14 protein-coding genes are annotated in these 17,214 nt (G+C 64.4%); 7 read left to right on the top strand and 7 right to left on the bottom strand.

Annotated features, from left to right (window positions below; genetic code table 11):
* Positions 1-43: 43 nt before the first annotated feature.
* Positions 44-946, bottom strand: coding sequence for a cation diffusion facilitator family transporter (locus tag AC3CBN_RS06025; protein WP_488635913.1), 903 nt, complete (start codon positions 944-946; stop codon positions 44-46).
* A gap of 265 nt (positions 947-1,211) precedes the next feature.
* Here AC3CBN_RS06025 and AC3CBN_RS06020 point away from each other — a divergent pair, with 265 nt between their 5' ends.
* The 3 genes from AC3CBN_RS06020 to AC3CBN_RS06010 are packed head-to-tail and all read left to right on the top strand — an operon-like array spanning position 1,212 to position 5,091.
* Positions 1,212-1,925 carry a gluconate 2-dehydrogenase subunit 3 family protein gene (locus AC3CBN_RS06020; RefSeq protein WP_488635912.1) on the top strand — a complete coding sequence of 238 codons (714 nt, stop codon included), beginning with the start codon at positions 1,212-1,214 and terminating at the stop codon, positions 1,923-1,925.
* A complete protein-coding gene (locus tag AC3CBN_RS06015; protein WP_488635911.1) occupies positions 1,922-3,697 on the top strand; it encodes a GMC family oxidoreductase in 1,776 nt (591 codons plus the stop codon). Before AC3CBN_RS06020 ends, AC3CBN_RS06015 begins: the two co-directional genes overlap by 4 nt.
* Entirely contained in the window at positions 3,694-5,091 is a 1,398-nt protein-coding gene (locus AC3CBN_RS06010) for a c-type cytochrome (protein WP_488635910.1), read from the top strand. The genes AC3CBN_RS06015 and AC3CBN_RS06010 overlap by 4 nt, the downstream gene beginning before the upstream one ends.
* A gap of 16 nt (positions 5,092-5,107) precedes the next feature.
* Here the strand turns inward: AC3CBN_RS06010 and AC3CBN_RS06005 are convergent, their stop codons facing one another.
* The 5 genes from AC3CBN_RS06005 to AC3CBN_RS05985 form a co-directional block, all read right to left on the bottom strand.
* Entirely contained in the window at positions 5,108-6,640 is a 1,533-nt protein-coding gene (locus AC3CBN_RS06005; RefSeq protein ID WP_488635909.1) for an efflux transporter outer membrane subunit, read from the bottom strand.
* Positions 6,641-6,697: 57 nt separating this feature from the next.
* Positions 6,698-8,296: a DHA2 family efflux MFS transporter permease subunit gene (locus AC3CBN_RS06000; RefSeq protein WP_488635908.1), complete on the bottom strand. Its 1,599-nt coding sequence runs from the start codon at positions 8,294-8,296 to the stop codon at positions 6,698-6,700.
* Positions 8,293-9,402: an HlyD family secretion protein gene (locus AC3CBN_RS05995; RefSeq protein ID WP_488635907.1), complete on the bottom strand. Its 1,110-nt coding sequence runs from the start codon at positions 9,400-9,402 to the stop codon at positions 8,293-8,295. The genes AC3CBN_RS06000 and AC3CBN_RS05995 overlap by 4 nt, the downstream gene beginning before the upstream one ends.
* Entirely contained in the window at positions 9,399-9,920 is a 522-nt protein-coding gene (locus AC3CBN_RS05990) for a winged helix-turn-helix transcriptional regulator (protein ID WP_488635906.1), read from the bottom strand. Before AC3CBN_RS05990 ends, AC3CBN_RS05995 begins: the two co-directional genes overlap by 4 nt.
* Positions 9,921-10,134: 214 nt before the next feature.
* On the bottom strand, positions 10,135-10,722 hold the full coding sequence (locus tag AC3CBN_RS05985) for a TetR/AcrR family transcriptional regulator (RefSeq protein WP_488635905.1): 588 nt from the start codon (positions 10,720-10,722) through the stop codon (positions 10,135-10,137).
* A 130-nt stretch (positions 10,723-10,852) separates the two neighbouring features.
* Between AC3CBN_RS05985 and AC3CBN_RS05980 the strand changes: the two genes are divergently transcribed.
* From AC3CBN_RS05980 to AC3CBN_RS05965, 4 genes are all read left to right on the top strand, one after another.
* Complete coding sequence (locus AC3CBN_RS05980; protein ID WP_488635904.1) at positions 10,853-11,557, top strand: SDR family oxidoreductase; 705 nt, start codon at positions 10,853-10,855, stop codon at positions 11,555-11,557.
* 235 nt (positions 11,558-11,792) lie between these two features.
* The gene (gene glk / locus AC3CBN_RS05975; RefSeq protein ID WP_488635903.1) at positions 11,793-12,812 is read left to right on the top strand and encodes a glucokinase; all 1,020 of its coding nucleotides are present in this window, start codon (positions 11,793-11,795) and stop codon (positions 12,810-12,812) included.
* Positions 12,813-12,873: 61 nt separating this feature from the next.
* The gene (locus AC3CBN_RS05970) at positions 12,874-13,557 is read left to right on the top strand and encodes an HAD family hydrolase (RefSeq protein WP_488635902.1); all 684 of its coding nucleotides are present in this window, start codon (positions 12,874-12,876) and stop codon (positions 13,555-13,557) included.
* Between the two features lie 74 nt (positions 13,558-13,631).
* Complete coding sequence (locus tag AC3CBN_RS05965; protein WP_488635901.1) at positions 13,632-13,955, top strand: hypothetical protein; 324 nt, start codon at positions 13,632-13,634, stop codon at positions 13,953-13,955.
* Between the two features lie 154 nt (positions 13,956-14,109).
* Here the strand turns inward: AC3CBN_RS05965 and AC3CBN_RS05960 are convergent, their stop codons facing one another.
* Positions 14,110-17,136: a DEAD/DEAH box helicase gene (locus tag AC3CBN_RS05960; protein ID WP_488635900.1), complete on the bottom strand. Its 3,027-nt coding sequence runs from the start codon at positions 17,134-17,136 to the stop codon at positions 14,110-14,112.
* Positions 17,137-17,214 lie beyond the last annotated feature (78 nt).

Raw genomic sequence — 17,214 nt, 5'->3', positions numbered from 1 at the left:
GCCCTGCGGTCGCGCACAGGGTGCGCTCCTACAGTGGATCTCGCTACATCCATTCGTGCTTGCTGGTGAACGTGATGGTGAGCCATTCCACGCGGATATCGCTGCCCACCCGGCGCGCGATGTCGCTGCGCACTTCATCCACTTCGCTCATGGTGCCCAGTGGCCGTGAAGGCTCCACCAGGATATGGATGTCGATGAAGCGCATGCGGCCGATCTTGGCGACGTAGCTCGCAAACTCGAGATAGCCGCGCTCACGCACCAGGGCGTCCATCACGGTGCGCACGCGCTGGTCCAGCGCGTCGGGTGCCAGCTGCAACACTTCGCGCAGCGCCTGCCAAAGGCTGCTCAGCGGCAGCGGCAACAGCGCCACGATGAGCAGCAGCAGGATGGCGGAATCGATATAGCGGGTCCAATGATCCAGCGGGCCGCCCTCGATCAGCGCCGCCAACGCAAAGCCCACCAGCACCGCGATGCTGATGCAGGCGCCGATCAGCCATCCGCGTGCATCCAGCTGCAACAGCACCGACCCCAATGCGTTCGCCTGACGACGCATGATGATGGTCATGCCCATGCTGACCACACCCATGAATGCCGCCCAGGCAGCACCGAAGCCGAACGCGAGTTCGTGACCGCCGGCAAGCAGATCGTGCAGGGCCGTGAATGCGGCATAGCTGCAGATGATGGTGAGCACGGTGGCGTTGAACACCACCATCAGCGGCTCCAGGTGCCAGTAGCCGAACTGAAAACGGCGACTGCCTTCGCTGGACAGCAGATGCGACACCAACAATGAGCCGGCGGTGAGCACCACATCCACCAGCGAATAGAAACCATCGAAGGCGATGGCCTGCGAATGCATCAGCAGGCCCACGGCGACGCACGCGGCGCCGACCAGGAACGTCACCAGGATGGAGAGGCGCAACTGGCGCTGCTCGCGGGAAGTGTCCATGCAAGACCCCGTAATCTGTCGCGCCCCATTATGTAGGAGCGCCACCCGTACGCGGCAAGCTGGCGGAGCGGCATCTCGTGACCCGACGGTTGCGCACTGGGTGCGTTCCCATGAGGCGTTCAAGCGCCTGGCGCCATGCCACGGGTGGACTGGACTATGAAAGCAGCGGCGACGTGCGGCGCTGTCTTCAAACTTTCACGTTTTACATCCACGCAGAGCGCCAGCATTTATAACCGCTCTCTACTCGATCGCCTCGAGGGATGCCATGTCGAACAAACCCAGTTCGCCGTCGCGACGGGACTTTCTGCGACAGTCGATGATGGCCGTACCGGCGGTGAGCCTGCTGGGATCGTCTGCCCTCGCGCAGTCTCAGGGCGGTGTGGCAGCGACCGCAAGACCGGCGTACTCGCCCCGGTATTTCACCGCGCCGGAATGGGAATTCCTGCAAGCGGCGGTCGACCGGCTGATTCCTTCCAACGAGGATGGGCCGGGCGCCGTGGAAGCGGGCGTGCCAGAGTTCATCGACCGCCAGATGGAGGACACCTACGGCCACGGCGGCTACTGGTACATGCAGGGTCCCTTCGCACCCGACACGCCGCCGACGCTGGGCTATCAGCTGCGTTTCACGCCACGCGACCTCTACCGCACCGCCATCGCCGCGATCGACGACTGGTGCCAGAAGCAGCACAGCAAGAAGTTCGCCGCGCTCTCGCCCGACGAGCGTGACGCAGTGTTGCATCAGCTTGAGAAGGGCGAGATCAAACTCGACCAGTTGCCGGCCCCCGCGTTTTTCACGCAACTGCTGACCAATACCAAGGAAGGCTATTTCGCCGACCCGATGTATGGCGGCAACAAGCACATGGCCGCGTGGAAAATGATCGGCTTTCCCGGCGCACGCGCCGACTATGCCGACTGGATCGAGCAGCCCGGCAAGGTCTATCCGTTTGGCCCCGCGTCCATCGACGGAGACAAGACATGATTCGCATGAAACCGGTCGACGTGGTGATCGTCGGCTTCGGCTGGACCGGCGCGATCATGGGCATGGAACTCACCGAAGCTGGCTTGAACGTGCTGGCGCTGGAACGCGGCAGCTATCGCGACACATCACCCGACTTCACCTATCCGCACAATGCCGACGAACTGGCCTATGGCATTCGCGGCAGGCTGTTTCAGCCGCTGGCCAACGAAACCATCACCATCCGCCACAACCTCAACGAGACGGCGGCGCCCTATCGGCAATACGGCTCGTTTCTGCTTGGCAATAACGTGGGCGGCGCGGGCATTCACTGGAATGGCCAGCATTACCGCCCCTCGCCGGAAGATCTGGAGTTCCATAGCCATATCAGCAAACGCTATGGCGCGAAGTTCATGCCCGATGACATGCAGATCCAGGACTACGGCGTGGGCTACGACGAGCTCGAGCCGTTCCTCGACCAGTTCGAATACCTGTGCGGCACGTCGGGTCGCGCCGGCAACCTCAACGGCGAGATCAAGGACGGCGGCAATCCATTCGAAGGGTTGCGCAAGCGCGAATATCCCAACCCGCCGGTGGCCGACAACTATGGCGCAAAGCTGTTTGCGGACGCGGCGCGTGCACGCGGCTACAAGCCGTTTCCGCAGCCTTCGTCCAACGCGTCGCGGCCGTACACCAACCCGCATGGCGTCAGGCTCGGGCCGTGCAACCTCTGCGGTTACTGCGAGCGTTTCGGCTGCTTCATGTATTCCAAGGCGTCGCCGCAGACCACGATCCTGCCGGTGCTGATGCGCAAGCCCAACTTTGCGTTGCGCACGCAAAGCCACGTCACGCGCGTCAATCTCGACAACACCGGCAAGCGTGCGACCGGCGTCACTTACATCGATGCGCAGGGCCAGCAGGTGGAACAGCCGGCAGACCTGGTGATCGTTGCCGCGTTCCAGATGCACAACGTGCGACTGATGCTGTTGTCTGGCATCGGCACACCCTACGACCCCAACACCGGCAAGGGTGTGATCGGCAAGAACTACGCGTACCAGATGATGAGCAGCATCTCGCTCTTCTACGACAAGGACGTGGCGATCAATCCTTTCATCGGCGCGGGCTCGGGCGGCAACCAGATCGTCGACGAGTACAACTCCGACCATTTCGACCACGGGTTACATGGCTTCATCGGCGGCGGTTACATCCTCGGCGGCCAGACGGGTGGTCGGCCCATCCAGCAATTGGTCGTGCCACCGGGCACGCCAGCCTGGGGCGAGAAGTGGAAGCGCGCCGCCAAAGAAAGCTACCTGCACACCACCTTCGTGGGCACGCATGGTTCGGTGATGGCGTATCGCGACCGCTATCTCGATCTCGATCCAACCTACAAGGATCACCTGGGCCAGCCGCTGTTGCGCCTGACGTTCGACTGGCACGACAACGAATACAAGATGACGCGTTTCCTCACTGACCGTGCACAGGAAATCGCCGATCAGATGAAGCCGCGCCAGACATCGCAGACCATTCGCAAACCCGGTGACCACTACGACACGCGCCAGTACCAGACCACGCACACCACCGGCGGCGTGATCCAGGGTGCTGACCCGAACACCAGCGCGCTCAATCGCTTCCAGCAGAGCTGGGACGTGCACAACGTGTTCGTCACCGGCGCCTCGGCGTTTCCGCAGAACCTCGGCTACAACCCCACTGGCCTCATCGGCGGGCTCACCTATATGTCGGCCAAGGCTATCCGCGAAGCCTATCTCAAGAACCCCGGCCCCCTGGTGCAGACATGAACACCGTAGCCCGGCGTCGACAGGGTGGTAGCGGTCTGGTCCGCCTCATCGTGATGTTGGTCGTGCTGGTGCTGCTGGCGTGGGGCATCACGCACCTGTTCCGTGGTGGCGGTGGCGATGCGTCCGCCACGGCGCCCGCGGCTACGGCGGAACAGATCCAACAGGGCGAGTACGTCTCTCGGCTCGGCGATTGCGCGGCATGCCACACCGCGCCCGGCGGCAAGCCGTTTGCGGGCGGGCTGCCGATTGCCTCGCCGATCGGCACCATCTACAGCACCAACATCACACCCGATCCCAAGACGGGCATCGGCAACTACACGTATGGCCAGTTCGAGCGCGCCGTGCGACGCGGTATCAATGCGGCGGGTCATACGCTGTATCCGGCCATGCCCTATCCCTCGTACGCGAAGGTGAGTGACCAGGATGTCCAGGCGTTGTACGCATATCTCATGCACAGCGTGGCGCCGGTGGAACAGGCCAATCGCCCCGAGGGCATCCATTGGCCACTGTCGATGCGTTGGCCGCTCACTTATTGGCGGTGGATGTTCGCGCCGCCGGTAGCGCCGGTGGAAACCGCATCAACGGGCGATGCCGCGATGGCTCGCGGCCAATACCTGGTCGAAGGACTGGGTCACTGCGGCGCCTGCCATACGCCACGCGCGTTCACGCTGCGAGAAAAGGCGCTCAGCCCCAGCGACGGCACGGCCTACCTGAGCGGTGGTGAGAGCGACAACTGGACCGCACCCAGCTTGCGCGGCGAGCTGGCCAGCGGATTGGGTGGCGTCAGCCAGGAAGAACTCATTGCCCTGCTCAAGACCGGCCGCAGTGAACGCAGTGCCGTGTTCGGCGGCATGGCCGATGTGATCGAACACAGCACCCAGTACATGAGCGACGAGGATCTGACCGCCATCGCGCATTTCCTCAAATCGCTACCGGCGGCGCGCCAGGAGAATGCATTGAGCTACGACCAGGCGACCCGAACCGCGCTGGCCAGCGGCAATGTCAGCGCGACGGGTGCCCAGCTCTACGTCGATAACTGCGCCACCTGTCACCGCACGGACGGCCATGGCTATGGACAGGTCTTCCCCGCGCTGGCTGGCAACCCGGTGCTCAATGGCAGCCATGCGGATTCGGCGATCCGCCTGGTGCTGCACGGCGGGACCATGCCTGCCGGCCGCATTGCGCCGACGCAGTTCAGCATGCCCGCTTTTCGCGATCGACTGAGCGATCAGCAGATCGCCGAACTGCTCACCTTCGCGCGCTCCAGCTGGGGTAATCGCGGCGGTGCGGTGAAGGCCCCGGACGTTACGCGCCTGCGGAGCCTGCCACCTGCTGGCCAGCCTTTGATGACCGGCTACGATCCGCGCGCCAACGCCGAACCTGAAAAGAAGTAGCGCCGGGCTTCGTCGTTCAGCGCTCCGCCACCGCAGGTCCTGATGCCTTAGCGGTGTCTGCGACGCTGCCCGACCATCCACCGCCCAAGGCGCGGAAGGTCGCCACCGCAGCGCGCGCATCATCGGCGTGCACACGTGCGAGCTGATCGCGCGAAGCCAGCAGTTGTCGGTCCTCGTCGAGCACTTCGATGAGACTGATTGCGCCACCCTTGTAGGCATCCTGGGCCGCATCGCGTGCCTGCTGGTGTGCGATCACTTCCTGCTCGAGATCGCGGTGCTGGGTTTCCAGCTCGGCCAACGCAACGATGGCGTTTTCCACATCTTCCGTCGCGCGCAGCATGGACTGCCGATATTGGGCGAGTGATTCGGCGTTGGCACCCTTGGCCTGCGCGACCTCCGCATCGACTCGACCGAAATCAAACAGGCGCCAATGCAGGCCAAGCACCGCCTGCGGCTGGAAGGCCGCTGATGAAAACAGCGAGCCACTCTGCAGGCTCTCAAAACCGAGCAGGCCGCCCAGTGAAACTTTCGGGTAGTACTCGGCAACGGCCACGCCGATGCGTGCATTGGAAGCAGCGAGCTTTCGCTCTGCCGCGATCACGTCGGGGCGGCGGCGCAGCAACATATCCGGGCCGCCTTCGGAACCAATGACGGGTACGGTGAAAGTCTGCGGGCTGTCCTGCAGCTCGGCGGCGTAGGTGCCTGGTGCGGCGCCCATCAGCACGTCCAGGCGATTGAGCTGCTGCGCCAAGGTGATGCGCAGCGGCGGCAAGGTCGCCTTCGCCTGCAGCACCAGCGCCTGCGCCTGCGCGATTTCACGGGACGTGGCCAGGCCACCCGCAAGCCGCATCTTCACCAGATCAAGCAGTTTCGTTTCGGTATCAACCTGCTCCTGCGCCAGACGAATGCGCGCCTGTGCGCCACGCACCTGGAAATAGCTGTCGGCCGCCTCAGCCGCCACCGATACGCGCACGCCGTCCTGGCCCGCTTCGGCGGCTTCCGCTTCTGCGTTCGCCGCTTCTGCTCCGCGATGCAGGCCACCAGCCAGATCCAGTTCCCAGCTGGCTCCTGCACCGATGTTTTCCAGCGTCTGCGAGCGCTTGTAACCGGGAAAGGTGCTGCCAATCGCGCCGAGCGGGCTTTTTGTGGACTGGTGTTGCTGCGCCACCTGAGCGTCCAGGCTGCCTTGCGGCGCAAGCTGCGCGCCTGCTTCGCGAGCGGCGGCACGCGCCTGATCCACGCGTGCCAACGCGGCGGCGAGGTCGAGGTTCTGCGTCATCACACGACCGATGATGCGAGTGAGCTCCGGGTCATCGAACCCCGACCACCAGGCGTCCAGCGACGGTGCGGGACGCGTGGCATCGCGTCCGCCCAGCATCGACTGGTACGCGTATTCATTGCCAGCCTTGACGTCCGGTCGAACATAATCCGGGCCCACCGTGCAGCCTGCCAGGCCCGCCATCGCGGCGACGAAAGCGGCTAGTCGAAGCGTGAAACGACGCGGCAATGACGAACGAGTCATGTCGCCGGAAGAAAGCGAAGTGTTCATCGTGATGTCCTGGGCCGTTGAGCCCGACGAAAGGAAGAATGAAACCTGGAGTGGAATTCAGTGCGCATCGGCGGACGGTGCGGCTGGCGGCGCCACTTTGCGCATCAGCGGCACCATCGCGGTGGCGATCACAAAGCAGACCATGATGGTGAGGAAGGCGTCGGCATAGGAAAGCGTCTGCGCCTCGCGAAACGCCAGCAGCCAGAGCTGGTGCAACGAAGCGTTGCCGGCTTCCGTCGCGTTCTGGCCAAGTTCCGCCAGGTGTCCGGTGGTCTGCGCCAGCCAGCCATTCATCGCCTCGTTGTTGGTATTGAGGCGTTCGGCCATCCGGTAGAAATGCAAGTTGGTGCGGTCGTTGAGGATGGTGGCGCACACGGCGATGCCGATGGCGCCACCGAGGTTGCGCATCAGGTTGAACAGGCCCGAAGCCAGTTTCAATCGCGACGGCGCGAGCCCACCCAGCGTCAGGGTCACGGTCGGCGGAATCGCCAACTGCTGGGCCATGCCACGCAGGGCCTGCGGCAGCAGCAATTCATGCGCGCCCCAGTCGTGCGTAATGGGGGAGAAATCCCACATCGACACAGCGAACAGCGCCAGCCCGGCCATCATGATCCAGCGCAGATCGAATCGCTGCGCCAGCATCGAGTAAATCGGAATGGTCAGGATCTGGAAAATGCCGGTGGAGAACACTGCCTCGCCAATCTCCAGCGCGCTGTAGCCACGCACACGTCCTAGAAAGAGCGGCGTCAGATAGATGGTGGCGAACAGACCAATGCCGGTGACAAAGGAGAAGAAGCAGCCCAGCGCAAAGTTGCGATCGCTGAGCGCGCGCAGGTCCACCACCGGATGGTCATAGGTCATGCTGCGCAGAATGAAACCAACGCCCCCGAGGCCCGACAGCCACGCGGTAGTGAGGATGGTGCTGTCACTGAACCAGTTCCACCGAGGGCCTTCTTCCAGCGTGTATTCCAGGCACCCCAGGAACAACGCCAGCAGCAGCATGCCGAGGTAGTCTGCGCGACGCAGCAGCGAAAGGTCAGGAGAGTCGATGTTCACCAGCGTCGGCACCGCGACCGTCACAAAGATGCCTGGCACGAGATTGACGAAGAAAAGCCATTGCCACGACGCGTGATCGGTGATCCAGCCGCCCAGCGTTGGTCCCAGGGTCGGCGCCAACGATGCGATGGCTCCAATCGTGGCAGCGGCAATGACGCGCTGCTTGCCGCCGAAGAACACGAACGCCGTGGTGAATACCAGCGGGATCATCGAGCCGCCGAGAAAACCCTGCAGCGCGCGGAACACGATCATGCTCTTGATGTCCCAGGCCATGCCGCACAGCATGCTGGTGATGGTGAAGCCCGCCGCGGATGCCGCAAACAACCAGCGTGTGGAAACCACGCGCGACAACCAGCCCGACAGCGGGATCACCACGATCTCGGCGATCAGGTAACTGGTCTGCACCCACGCGGTTTCATCGGTACCTGCTGACAGGCCACCGCCAATGTCACGCAACGATGCGGACACGATCTGGATGTCCAGCAGCGCAATGAACATGCCCACGCACATGCTGGCAAACGCGAATACTTTCTGCGCCATGCTGAGCGACGCCGGATCCATCGGCCCGTACAGCGGAACGGCAGATGCCGTGGTGCTCATGGTGCGTTCGACCGCCCGGCGGCGCGCGTATCCACATTGGCGACTACCGACAGACCCGGGCGCAGCACGCCCAGCACGTCATCCTGCTTGTCCAGCACCACGCGCACCGGTACGCGCTGCACGACCTTGGTGAAGTTGCCGGTGGCGTTCTCCGGGGGAAGCACACTGAACTGCGCGCCCGTGGCTGGCGCCAGGCTGGAAAGGTGCCCGTGGAATACCTTGCCCGGCATCACATCGGCACGGATTTCCACCAGCTGCCCGGCATGCATGCGTGCCAGTTGGTCTTCCTTGAAGTTTGCGTCCACCCACAGGCCATGCGCTGGCACGACGGACAGCAGCTGCGTGCCGGCAGCGGCATAGGCGCCGACGCGGGCACGGCGATTGCCCACTACGCCATCGACCGGAGCACGCAGCTCGGTGTAGCCCTCGTTGAGTTGCGCGATGTCGCGCTCCGCCTTCGCCTGCGCAAGTGCGGCACGCGCCTGCTGCTTCTGCGACTCGATCACGTCGATCTGGCGCTGGGCGGCGATGAGGCCGGCCTGCGCCTTGTCGGAATCGGCCCGGGCGGTCTTGTAGGTTGCATCCGCACGCTGCGCGCTTTCGATGGAAACGGCCGATCGGCTGGAAAGTTCGCGATAGCGTGCTTCGTCATCGCGCGAGCGCTTGGTTTCCGCATCAGCAGCGGCAACGCCAGCCTGCGCCTGCCTGATGATCGCCTCCTGCAGTTTTTCGGTGGCGTCGAGATTGGCAAGCAACGCCTCCTCGGCGGCCACGGCGCCGTCGGTCTTGGCGACGGCGGCGCGATAGTCGCGGTCGTCGATCTTCAGTAGCAAGTCGCCAGCGCGGACAAACTGGTTGTCGGTCACCGCAAGTTCGGTGACATAGCCCGACACCTTGGGACCGATCACGGTGACATCGCCACCGACATACGCGTCATCGGTGTCTTCGATGAATCGGCTCACCGTCCACCAGTGGCCTCCATAGATGGCACCTGCGATCAACGCGGCACCCGCGGCAATGTGGAGAGCGCGCTTTCGCTTGCTGCGTGGCGCGGGTTCCGAGACGGCGGGAATCTCCGCACGCTCGACGGCGGTAATACTGCTCATGACGAAGACTCCGGGGATGGGGAAACGGAAAGGGTGGAATGGCGGTCCTGCGTGCGGCGCCTGTTCCTGAGTTCGATGCGCGCACGAGTGCGATCGCTGGCGGCTGGCCCCGCCTGCAGCAGATGTCGCTCGCGCGTGATGGGTTCGCCGGTTCGAAGATCGACCAGCGCTGGCTCGACCACCTGACCCGATTGCTCGTCGACAGGCAGGATGCTCAGCCCCTCGGGCGCGAGATGGCGATTGCCCCAGGCCATCAACGACAGCATCACCGGCCGGAAGTCTCGGCCGCGTTCGGTAAGCACGTATTCGAAGCGGGCGGGCTTTGTGTTGTAAGGGCGGCGCTCCAGCAAGCCTGCCTTGACCAGATCAGCAAGCCGCCGACTAAGGATGTTCGGCGCAATACCCAGGCTGTTCTGAAATTCGTCGAAGCGAGTCATGCCGTAGAAGGCGTCCCGCAGGATAAGCATGTTCCATCGCTCGCCAACCTGTTCCAGGCTGCGGGCCAGGGGACATTGCATGCCCTCAAAACTCTTGCGTTGCATGACGGGAGTCTCGCCCCTTCTTTAAATTACGATCATCATATAAAGAGAGACTAGCGTGATGCAAGTGACTTTTTGTGACGACGGCGTGATGGCAATAGCGAGTGGCTCGAGCGACGCGCGCTAACGCGCCGCCGTCAGCGGCTCATGGTGGATGCAAGTCGCGAAAGCGCGCGGCTGAAGACGCGCGGGATCAGTCCGTGGACGCAACCAGGGCGAGCGCGGTCTTGCGACCCGCGGCGAGGATGTCGTCCGAAACATCCACGTCGCCCACCGCGCGGGCGAGTGCGAGTGTGCCGAGCAGGGTCGAGAACAGCGCCATGGCGGTTGCCCTGCGCTGCTTGGGCTTGATGGTCTTGGGCAATGCATCGGCAATGAGCGAAAACAGGCGCTCGGCACCAAGACCAAACTCGGCGCGCACAGCCGAGGGACCACGCGCTATCTCGGGGGCCAATGCTGCTGCCACGCAGCCTTCCGCGGCGTTCTGGCGATGCGCTGGACTCAGATAGCGGTTGATCAGCCCTTCCAGGCCACCGTGCTTGGGATCGTGCAGCGCATCCGCCAACCGCTCGTAGGTGCCCTGCCAGCCTTTCGCGATCGCTTCGCGAGCAAGATCGTCCTTGGAGTCGAAGTGGTTATAGAAGCCACCCTGCGTCAGGCCGATATCGCCCATGAGGTTAGCCACACCCACGGCGGCGATGCCTTCTCCGCGAAAGCGGGTCGCAGCCGTCTCGATGATCCGCTGCCGCGTGGCTTCCTTGTGACCTTTGTCGTAGCGCATGCAATCGCTTCCTGCCGGCATCACGCCAGCTATTGAAATCCACCCGGCCGATCATATCGTATTATGACCGTCATATAAAATGGCGGTGCTGTCTCCCCCCTCCTTTCCCGAATATCGGAAGCAAGCCTTCATGAAAATCCAAGGTTCCATCGCCCTCGTCACCGGCGCCAACCGCGGCCTCGGCCTCGCCTTCGCCAAGGCGCTGCTCGACGCTGGCGCGCGCAAGGTCTATGCCGGCGCCCGCGACCCATCCACGGTGTCCTTGCCCGGCGTCATTCCGGTCAAGCTGGACGTTACCAATCCCGACGACGTCGCCGCGGCAGCCATCATCTGCGCCGACGTCGATATCGTCATCAACAACGCGGGCGTTACGTCTTCCACGTTGCTGCTGGACACGAAAGATGGTGGCGCATCGCTGCGTCGTCTGCTGGAAACCAATCTTCACGGCATCCATGCCGTGAGCCAGGCCTTCGCACCGGTGCTGAAGGCGAACGGCGGTGGCGCACTGATCAACATGCTGTCCGCACTCAGCTGGGCGAGTCTGGGCACCACCGGTGCGTATTCCGTGACCAAAGCGGCCGCCTGGGCACTGACCAACGGCCTGCGCAACGAGCTTCACGCGCAGGGCACGCAGGTGCTTGCGGTGCACGCCGGCTACATCGACACCGACATGGTCAGCCACGTCGACGCCCCCAAGTCGAGTCCCGGCGATATTGCGAGCCGCACATTCGATGCGCTCGGCAAGGGCGAACTGGAAGTTCTCGCCGACGAGACATCGCGACAGGTGAAAGCGGGCTTCGGCGCGGCGCCGTCGTTCTATCTCGGCGTAGCCTGATCAAACCCGACCCGATCCGGGTGCGCTCCATGAGCGCACCCGGATGCCGGGCGCACCCTCTTTGCCACACGGGCCGACGGGACGCGCCCGCATCGCGAGCGAAGGAATTCCCTGCGCGCAAACACAGAACCATTCGCTGCCGCATGGAATCACGCCAGCGCTACGTTGCACTGCACTACTGGACGAAAAAGCTCAAGGGCGTCAGGCTTATTGTCTCCCCAAGCCAGGACCGTCCATGAGAACGCCAGCCCGTGCCGCCCCGACCCTGCTTGCTGACCTCGGCGGCACCAATGTGCGATTCGCGCTGGCCGACCCGGGCCGTGCGTCGCCGTTGCTGGACGACAGTGTGCGGCGTTACCGCGTCAAGGATTACGCCTCGATCGCCGATGCGATCCGCCAGTACTTTCTGGAAACCGGCGAAACCGCATCGCGCGCCATCATTGCTGCCGCTGGTCGCATCAGCGAGGGCGAAACGGTCAAGGTCACCAACAATCCCTGGCAGGTAGCCGCTCATGCACTGCAGGCCGAGCTGGGCATGGAGTGGGTGCACCTGGTGAATGACTTCGCTGCGCAGGCGATGGCGGTGCCACTGCACACACACGACCAGCTGTCATCGGTTGGCCCGACGTCGATGCCGACGCTGGGCGTGCGCGATACGCAGACGTTCGTGGTGGTGGGACCAGGCACGGGCCTGGGCGTTGCCGGCCTGATGCGCCGCGAAGGTCGCTGGATCGTGCTGGAAACCGAAGGCGGCCATGCCGGCTTCGCGGCCCACACGGCGGAAGATGTGGAAATTTTGCATCGCGTCAACGCGCGCTTCGGCCGCGTCTCGAACGAACGCATGATCTGCGGCAACGGCTTGGTGAACCTGTACCTCGCCCTCGCCGACATCGCCGGCCAGCCGGCCGAGGAATACACGCCCGAAGACATCACCTCACGCGCCGAAGCCGGCAGTGATCCGCTGTGCGTGCGCACGGTGGAAACGCTCGCGGGCATCTTTGGCAGCGTGGCAGGCGATCTCGTGCTCAGCCTGGGTGGCTGGGACGGCGTCTACCTCACTGGCGGCATGCTGCCGATCCTGCTGCCGTGGCTGAAGCATGGCGGCTTCCGCGAACGCTTCGAAGCCAAGGGGCGCTTTCGCGAAACGATGGAGCAGGTGCCCACGGTGGCCATGATGCATCCGGACCCGGGCCTGCTCGGCGCCGCCGCGCTCGCCGTGCTCGATGCCGGCAAGCCGCTGGTGCCGGGGCAGTAACAGTACGCACGCATTTGGCCATCCATTTCCCGATGGATGGCATCTTCGACGGAGACTTGCCATGGCCCGCAGTGATACGGCCTTCCTGTTCGATCTCGACGGCACGCTCGTCGACAGCGTCTACCAGCACGTGCTGGCGTGGAAGGAAGCACTGGATCGCGAAGGCGTGGAACTGTCGGTGTGGCGCGTCCACCGCAAGATCGGCATGAGCGGCGGGCTGTTCGCCAATATCCTGCTGCGCGAAACCGGCCTGGAGATCACCGAGGAACGCCTGATGCGGCTGCGCACCTGGCACGCGGAGGCATACAACCGCCAGGCCACGCAGGGATCGGTGCGTCCACTGCCCGGCGCACGCGAGCTGCTCGCTTTCCTCACCGAGGCAGAGATTCCCTGGGCCATCGCCACCAGCGGGCGCATGACTACTGCTGCGCACAATCTCGAAGCATTGGGCGTCGATCCGTCCAAGGTGCCGGTGGTAACGCGCGACCAGGTGCGCCACGCCAAACCCGATCCCGACCTGTTCATCACCGCGGCGCAGCGCCTGGGCATGGACATCCATTACAGCCTGGTGATTGGCGACAGCATCTGGGACATGCTGGCCGCGCAGCGCGCACGCGCACTGGGCATTGGCCTGCTTTCCGGCGGCTACGGCCAGGAAGAGCTGGAAGATGCCGGCGCTTTCCGCGTCTATGAAGACCCCGCTGACCTGCTCAAGCACATCGACGAAGTGGTCGCGCGGAGCTGACGTCAGGCGCGATTCATCGCCGCGCGCACCGCTGCGGTTAGTCTCGGAGTCTGATTCGCCGACCGGAGGACGCCATGCGCCGATATTTCGCCATGCTTGCGCTCATCCTGCTCACCGCGTGCTCGCCTTCCTCGCCACCGCCGGAACAAAAGCCGCCCAAGCCGCAAGCCGAGCAGACAGCGCCTGACAACGCCCAGCTGGGTTCCGCCGAGTGGTATGTCTGGGTGGATGAACGCCTGCACGTCACCGACGACGGCCACGGCCCTGACCGCGGCTCGGACGAATGGAACCGCGCAGTGCAACACAAGCTGGGACAGGAAGCGCCGCAATCGCAGCCAGGTTCACCGCAATGGCAGCAAGCGGTGGATGCGCTGCTGCGCACGAGGCCTGCTCTTTGATGCCGTTACTTCCTCTCCCCTCCGGGGAGAGGATTGAGGTGAGGGGCGGGTGCTCGCGGGAAGGCTACAGAGGAAGTGTCTCGTACTCGCGCGATCGCAAGATTGACCCCTCACCCCAGCCCTCTCCCCAAAGGGGAGAGGGCGAAAGGATCGGTCAACCCGGCGCCAGCAACGCATCCAGATCCGACTGATCGAAACTGAGCCTCTCGCGCGTGCCGCCGCCTTCCAGCACAGCCTCGGCGAGTTCCGCCTTGCGCGCTTTCAGTTCCTCGATGCGCTCTTCCACCGTGCCGCCGGTGATCAGGCGGAACACGAACACCGGCTTGTCCTGCCCGATGCGATGCGCACGATCGGAGGCCTGCGCTTCCGCTGCGGGATTCCACCACGGGTCGTAGTGGATCACGGTGTCGGCCGCGGTGAGGTTGAGGCCCACGCCACCGGCTTTCAGCGACAACAGGAACAGCGGCACCTCGCCTTCCTGGAATTGACGTACCGGCTCGGCACGATCGCGCGTTTCGCCAGTGAGCGTGACGTAGCGGATGCGGCGGCGATCCAGCTCATGTGCGATCAGCTTGAGCATCTCCGTGAACTGCGAGAACAGCAGCACCTTGCGACCTTCCGCCAGCAGTGCCGGCAGCATGTCCATCAGCAATTCGAACTTGGCCGAATCGCGCACACCACGCGCGGCTTCCAGTTTCACCAGGCGCGGATCGCAGCAGACCTGTCGAAGCTTGAGCAGCGCGTCGAGCACTACGATGCCGCTATGCGAGATGCCGCGCTGAGCGATCACTTCGCGCAGTTCGTCCGCCAGCGACAGGCGCAGGCTTTCGTACAGCTCGCGCTGCTTGCCTTCCAGCACGACGCGACGCGTGATCTCGGTCTTGGGCGGTAGCTCGGAGGCCACCTGCGCCTTGGTACGGCGCAGGATGAAGGGCGCGAGACGACGGTTGAGGCGATCCTGACATTCCGTTTCGCGATGACGCTCGATCGGCACGCGATAGTGGCGACGGAACGCGCCCTCGTCGCCGAGCAGGCCGGGCACAGAGAGATCGACCTGCGACCACAATTCGCCCAGATGATTTTCCAGTGGCGTGCCAGTGAGGCAGATGCAACGCGGCGCGCGCAGGCTCAGCACGGCGCGGCGCGCCTGCGTGCGCGGGTTCTTCACCTGCTGCGCCTCGTCCAGCACGATCAGCGCGAATGGCTGCTTGCGCAGTGTGACCACGTCACGCGGCAACAAGGCGTAGCTGGTCAGCACGATGTCCTGCGCACCCAGCTGCGAAAAATCACCACCGCGCTGCGGGCCATGCAGTGCCAGCACGCGTAGGTCCGGCGCAAAGCGCGCAACTTCCGCCTGCCAATTGGGAATCAGGCTGGTAGGCACCACCACCAGCGCCGGCTCGGTGAGCGCACCGCTCTGCTTGAGTGACAGCAGGTGTGTGATGAGCTGCAGCGTTTTGCCCAGGCCCATGTCGTCGGCAAGCACGCCGCCCACACCCGCCTCGGCCAGCGCGTTGAGCCAGCGCAGGCCCTCGCGCTGATACGGACGCAACTCGACGGTGAGACCTTCCGGCACCGCATCGCTGGCGCGCTCGGCGGCGTCGCGCAGACGTGCAGTGAAGCCACGCAAGGCCTCGGGCGCTTCCAGTTGACCACCACTGGGTAGCGCTTCGACCAGTTCTTCCAGACGGCCGGCTTGCACGCGTGGCAAGTGCAACGCCTTGCGCGGGCGCTCGAGATACTCGGCCAGCGGTGCCAGCAGGCCGCGCAATTCCTTCAGGCGTACCGGCACGCGGCGGCGCTCGTCCACTGGCGCGTACCACACGGCGTCTTCCGGTTCGTTCGGCGCGGGGCTGAGGTTCAACTGATGCTCGGCCAGCGCCTGCGCCACCGCGGGTAGCAAGTTGTGGCGCTTGCCTTCCACCTCGATGCCGATTTCCAGATCGAAGGCGTGGTCGTCGGTGTCTTCCACCGCATTGCCGTACCAGCGCACAGGCCCTTCCAGCACCTCGAACGGGAAGCTGGGCGCGTAGTCGAGCACGAAACCTTCGACCTCCAGCTTGGGCCGAAGCGCCAGCCAGCGTGCAGGCGTGTTCACTTCCAGCGCACCGGCGTAACCCTTGCCGGGGAACAGCCAGGCGTCTTCGGGCAGCGTGTCGGCCAGATCCCAGGGCAGGCCCTCGGTGTCCACGCCCGGCGTGAGGCCGGCGTGTTCCAACTGCTCCATCGCGGAGAGTTCTTCGGCGCGACGGCGGGTGATTTCCACCAGATGACCATTGCGCACGCGCCGCACCAGCGGCTCGCCGCCACGGCCCGGCAGGCGCTCGCCTGCGTAGTCGAAGGCCAGCCGCGCATACGCCAGTGGCGGCGTACCGGCGGCGAGGCGGGCGTGACGTGTCAGCGCATGCAGGGTCAGCACCGGCTTGGGCACCAGCGCGGCATGGCGCATCTCGCCCAGCACCTGCGGCAATGGCAGGCGATGCGAAAGGCGGCTGCTTGGCAGCGCGTTGCGCAGCGTCTGGCTGTATTCGTGCTTCAGCGGCGGCAGGTCGAGCCACTGCGTTTCTTCCAGCGGTGCTTCCAGATGGCCAAGCTCGGCGCGCTCGGCGTCGAGATACCACAGGGCATCGATACGCAGCAGGCGATGGTTGGTCGGCATCGAGGGCAGCAAGCGCTGGCTGCCATCCTGTTCCAGATGCCATTGCCAGTTGAGCTGATGCGACTTGCCACGCGACAGGCGCAGACCAGCCAAGCCACCGAGGAAACACGGCGAGGTGTCGAGGATCTCGGCCAGCAACGCGTCGCCGACATGGCCGGACAGGCGCGCATAGCTGCGGCTCTTGCGCAGACTCTGCGGCAATCCGAGCACCGTGGCGGCAAGGCGCTGCTCGTGCGGCTCAAGCGGGTGTTGCGCCAGATGCTTGCTGTCCAGTGGCGTCGGGCGCACGAAACGGCCCTGCTCGGCCACGGTCAGCAGAACCGGGGCTACGTCCAGGTGCGCGGACGGCACTCCTTCCTCCGGCATGACCTCAAGGAAGAAGCCCAGCACGCCGCGTTCGCGCGGCACGCCCGCCGTGGGTGAAGCCAGCAGCTTCCGCCAGACGCCAGGCAGCGGGTCTTCGCCGCTATCGCTGCGTTGCTGGGTCAGACGGTCCTGCCGTTTATCGTCCGGTGACTGCATGCGCATTCGGTCCGCAGGGGCGACCAAAAGATTCAGCTTAGCAAGGCTCTTGCGTGCGTGCGCGTCTCAACGCCCGGT

This window comes from Dyella sp. OK584 (assembly GCF_057787755.1).
This window is presented reverse-complemented; position numbering and strand designations above follow the sequence as displayed.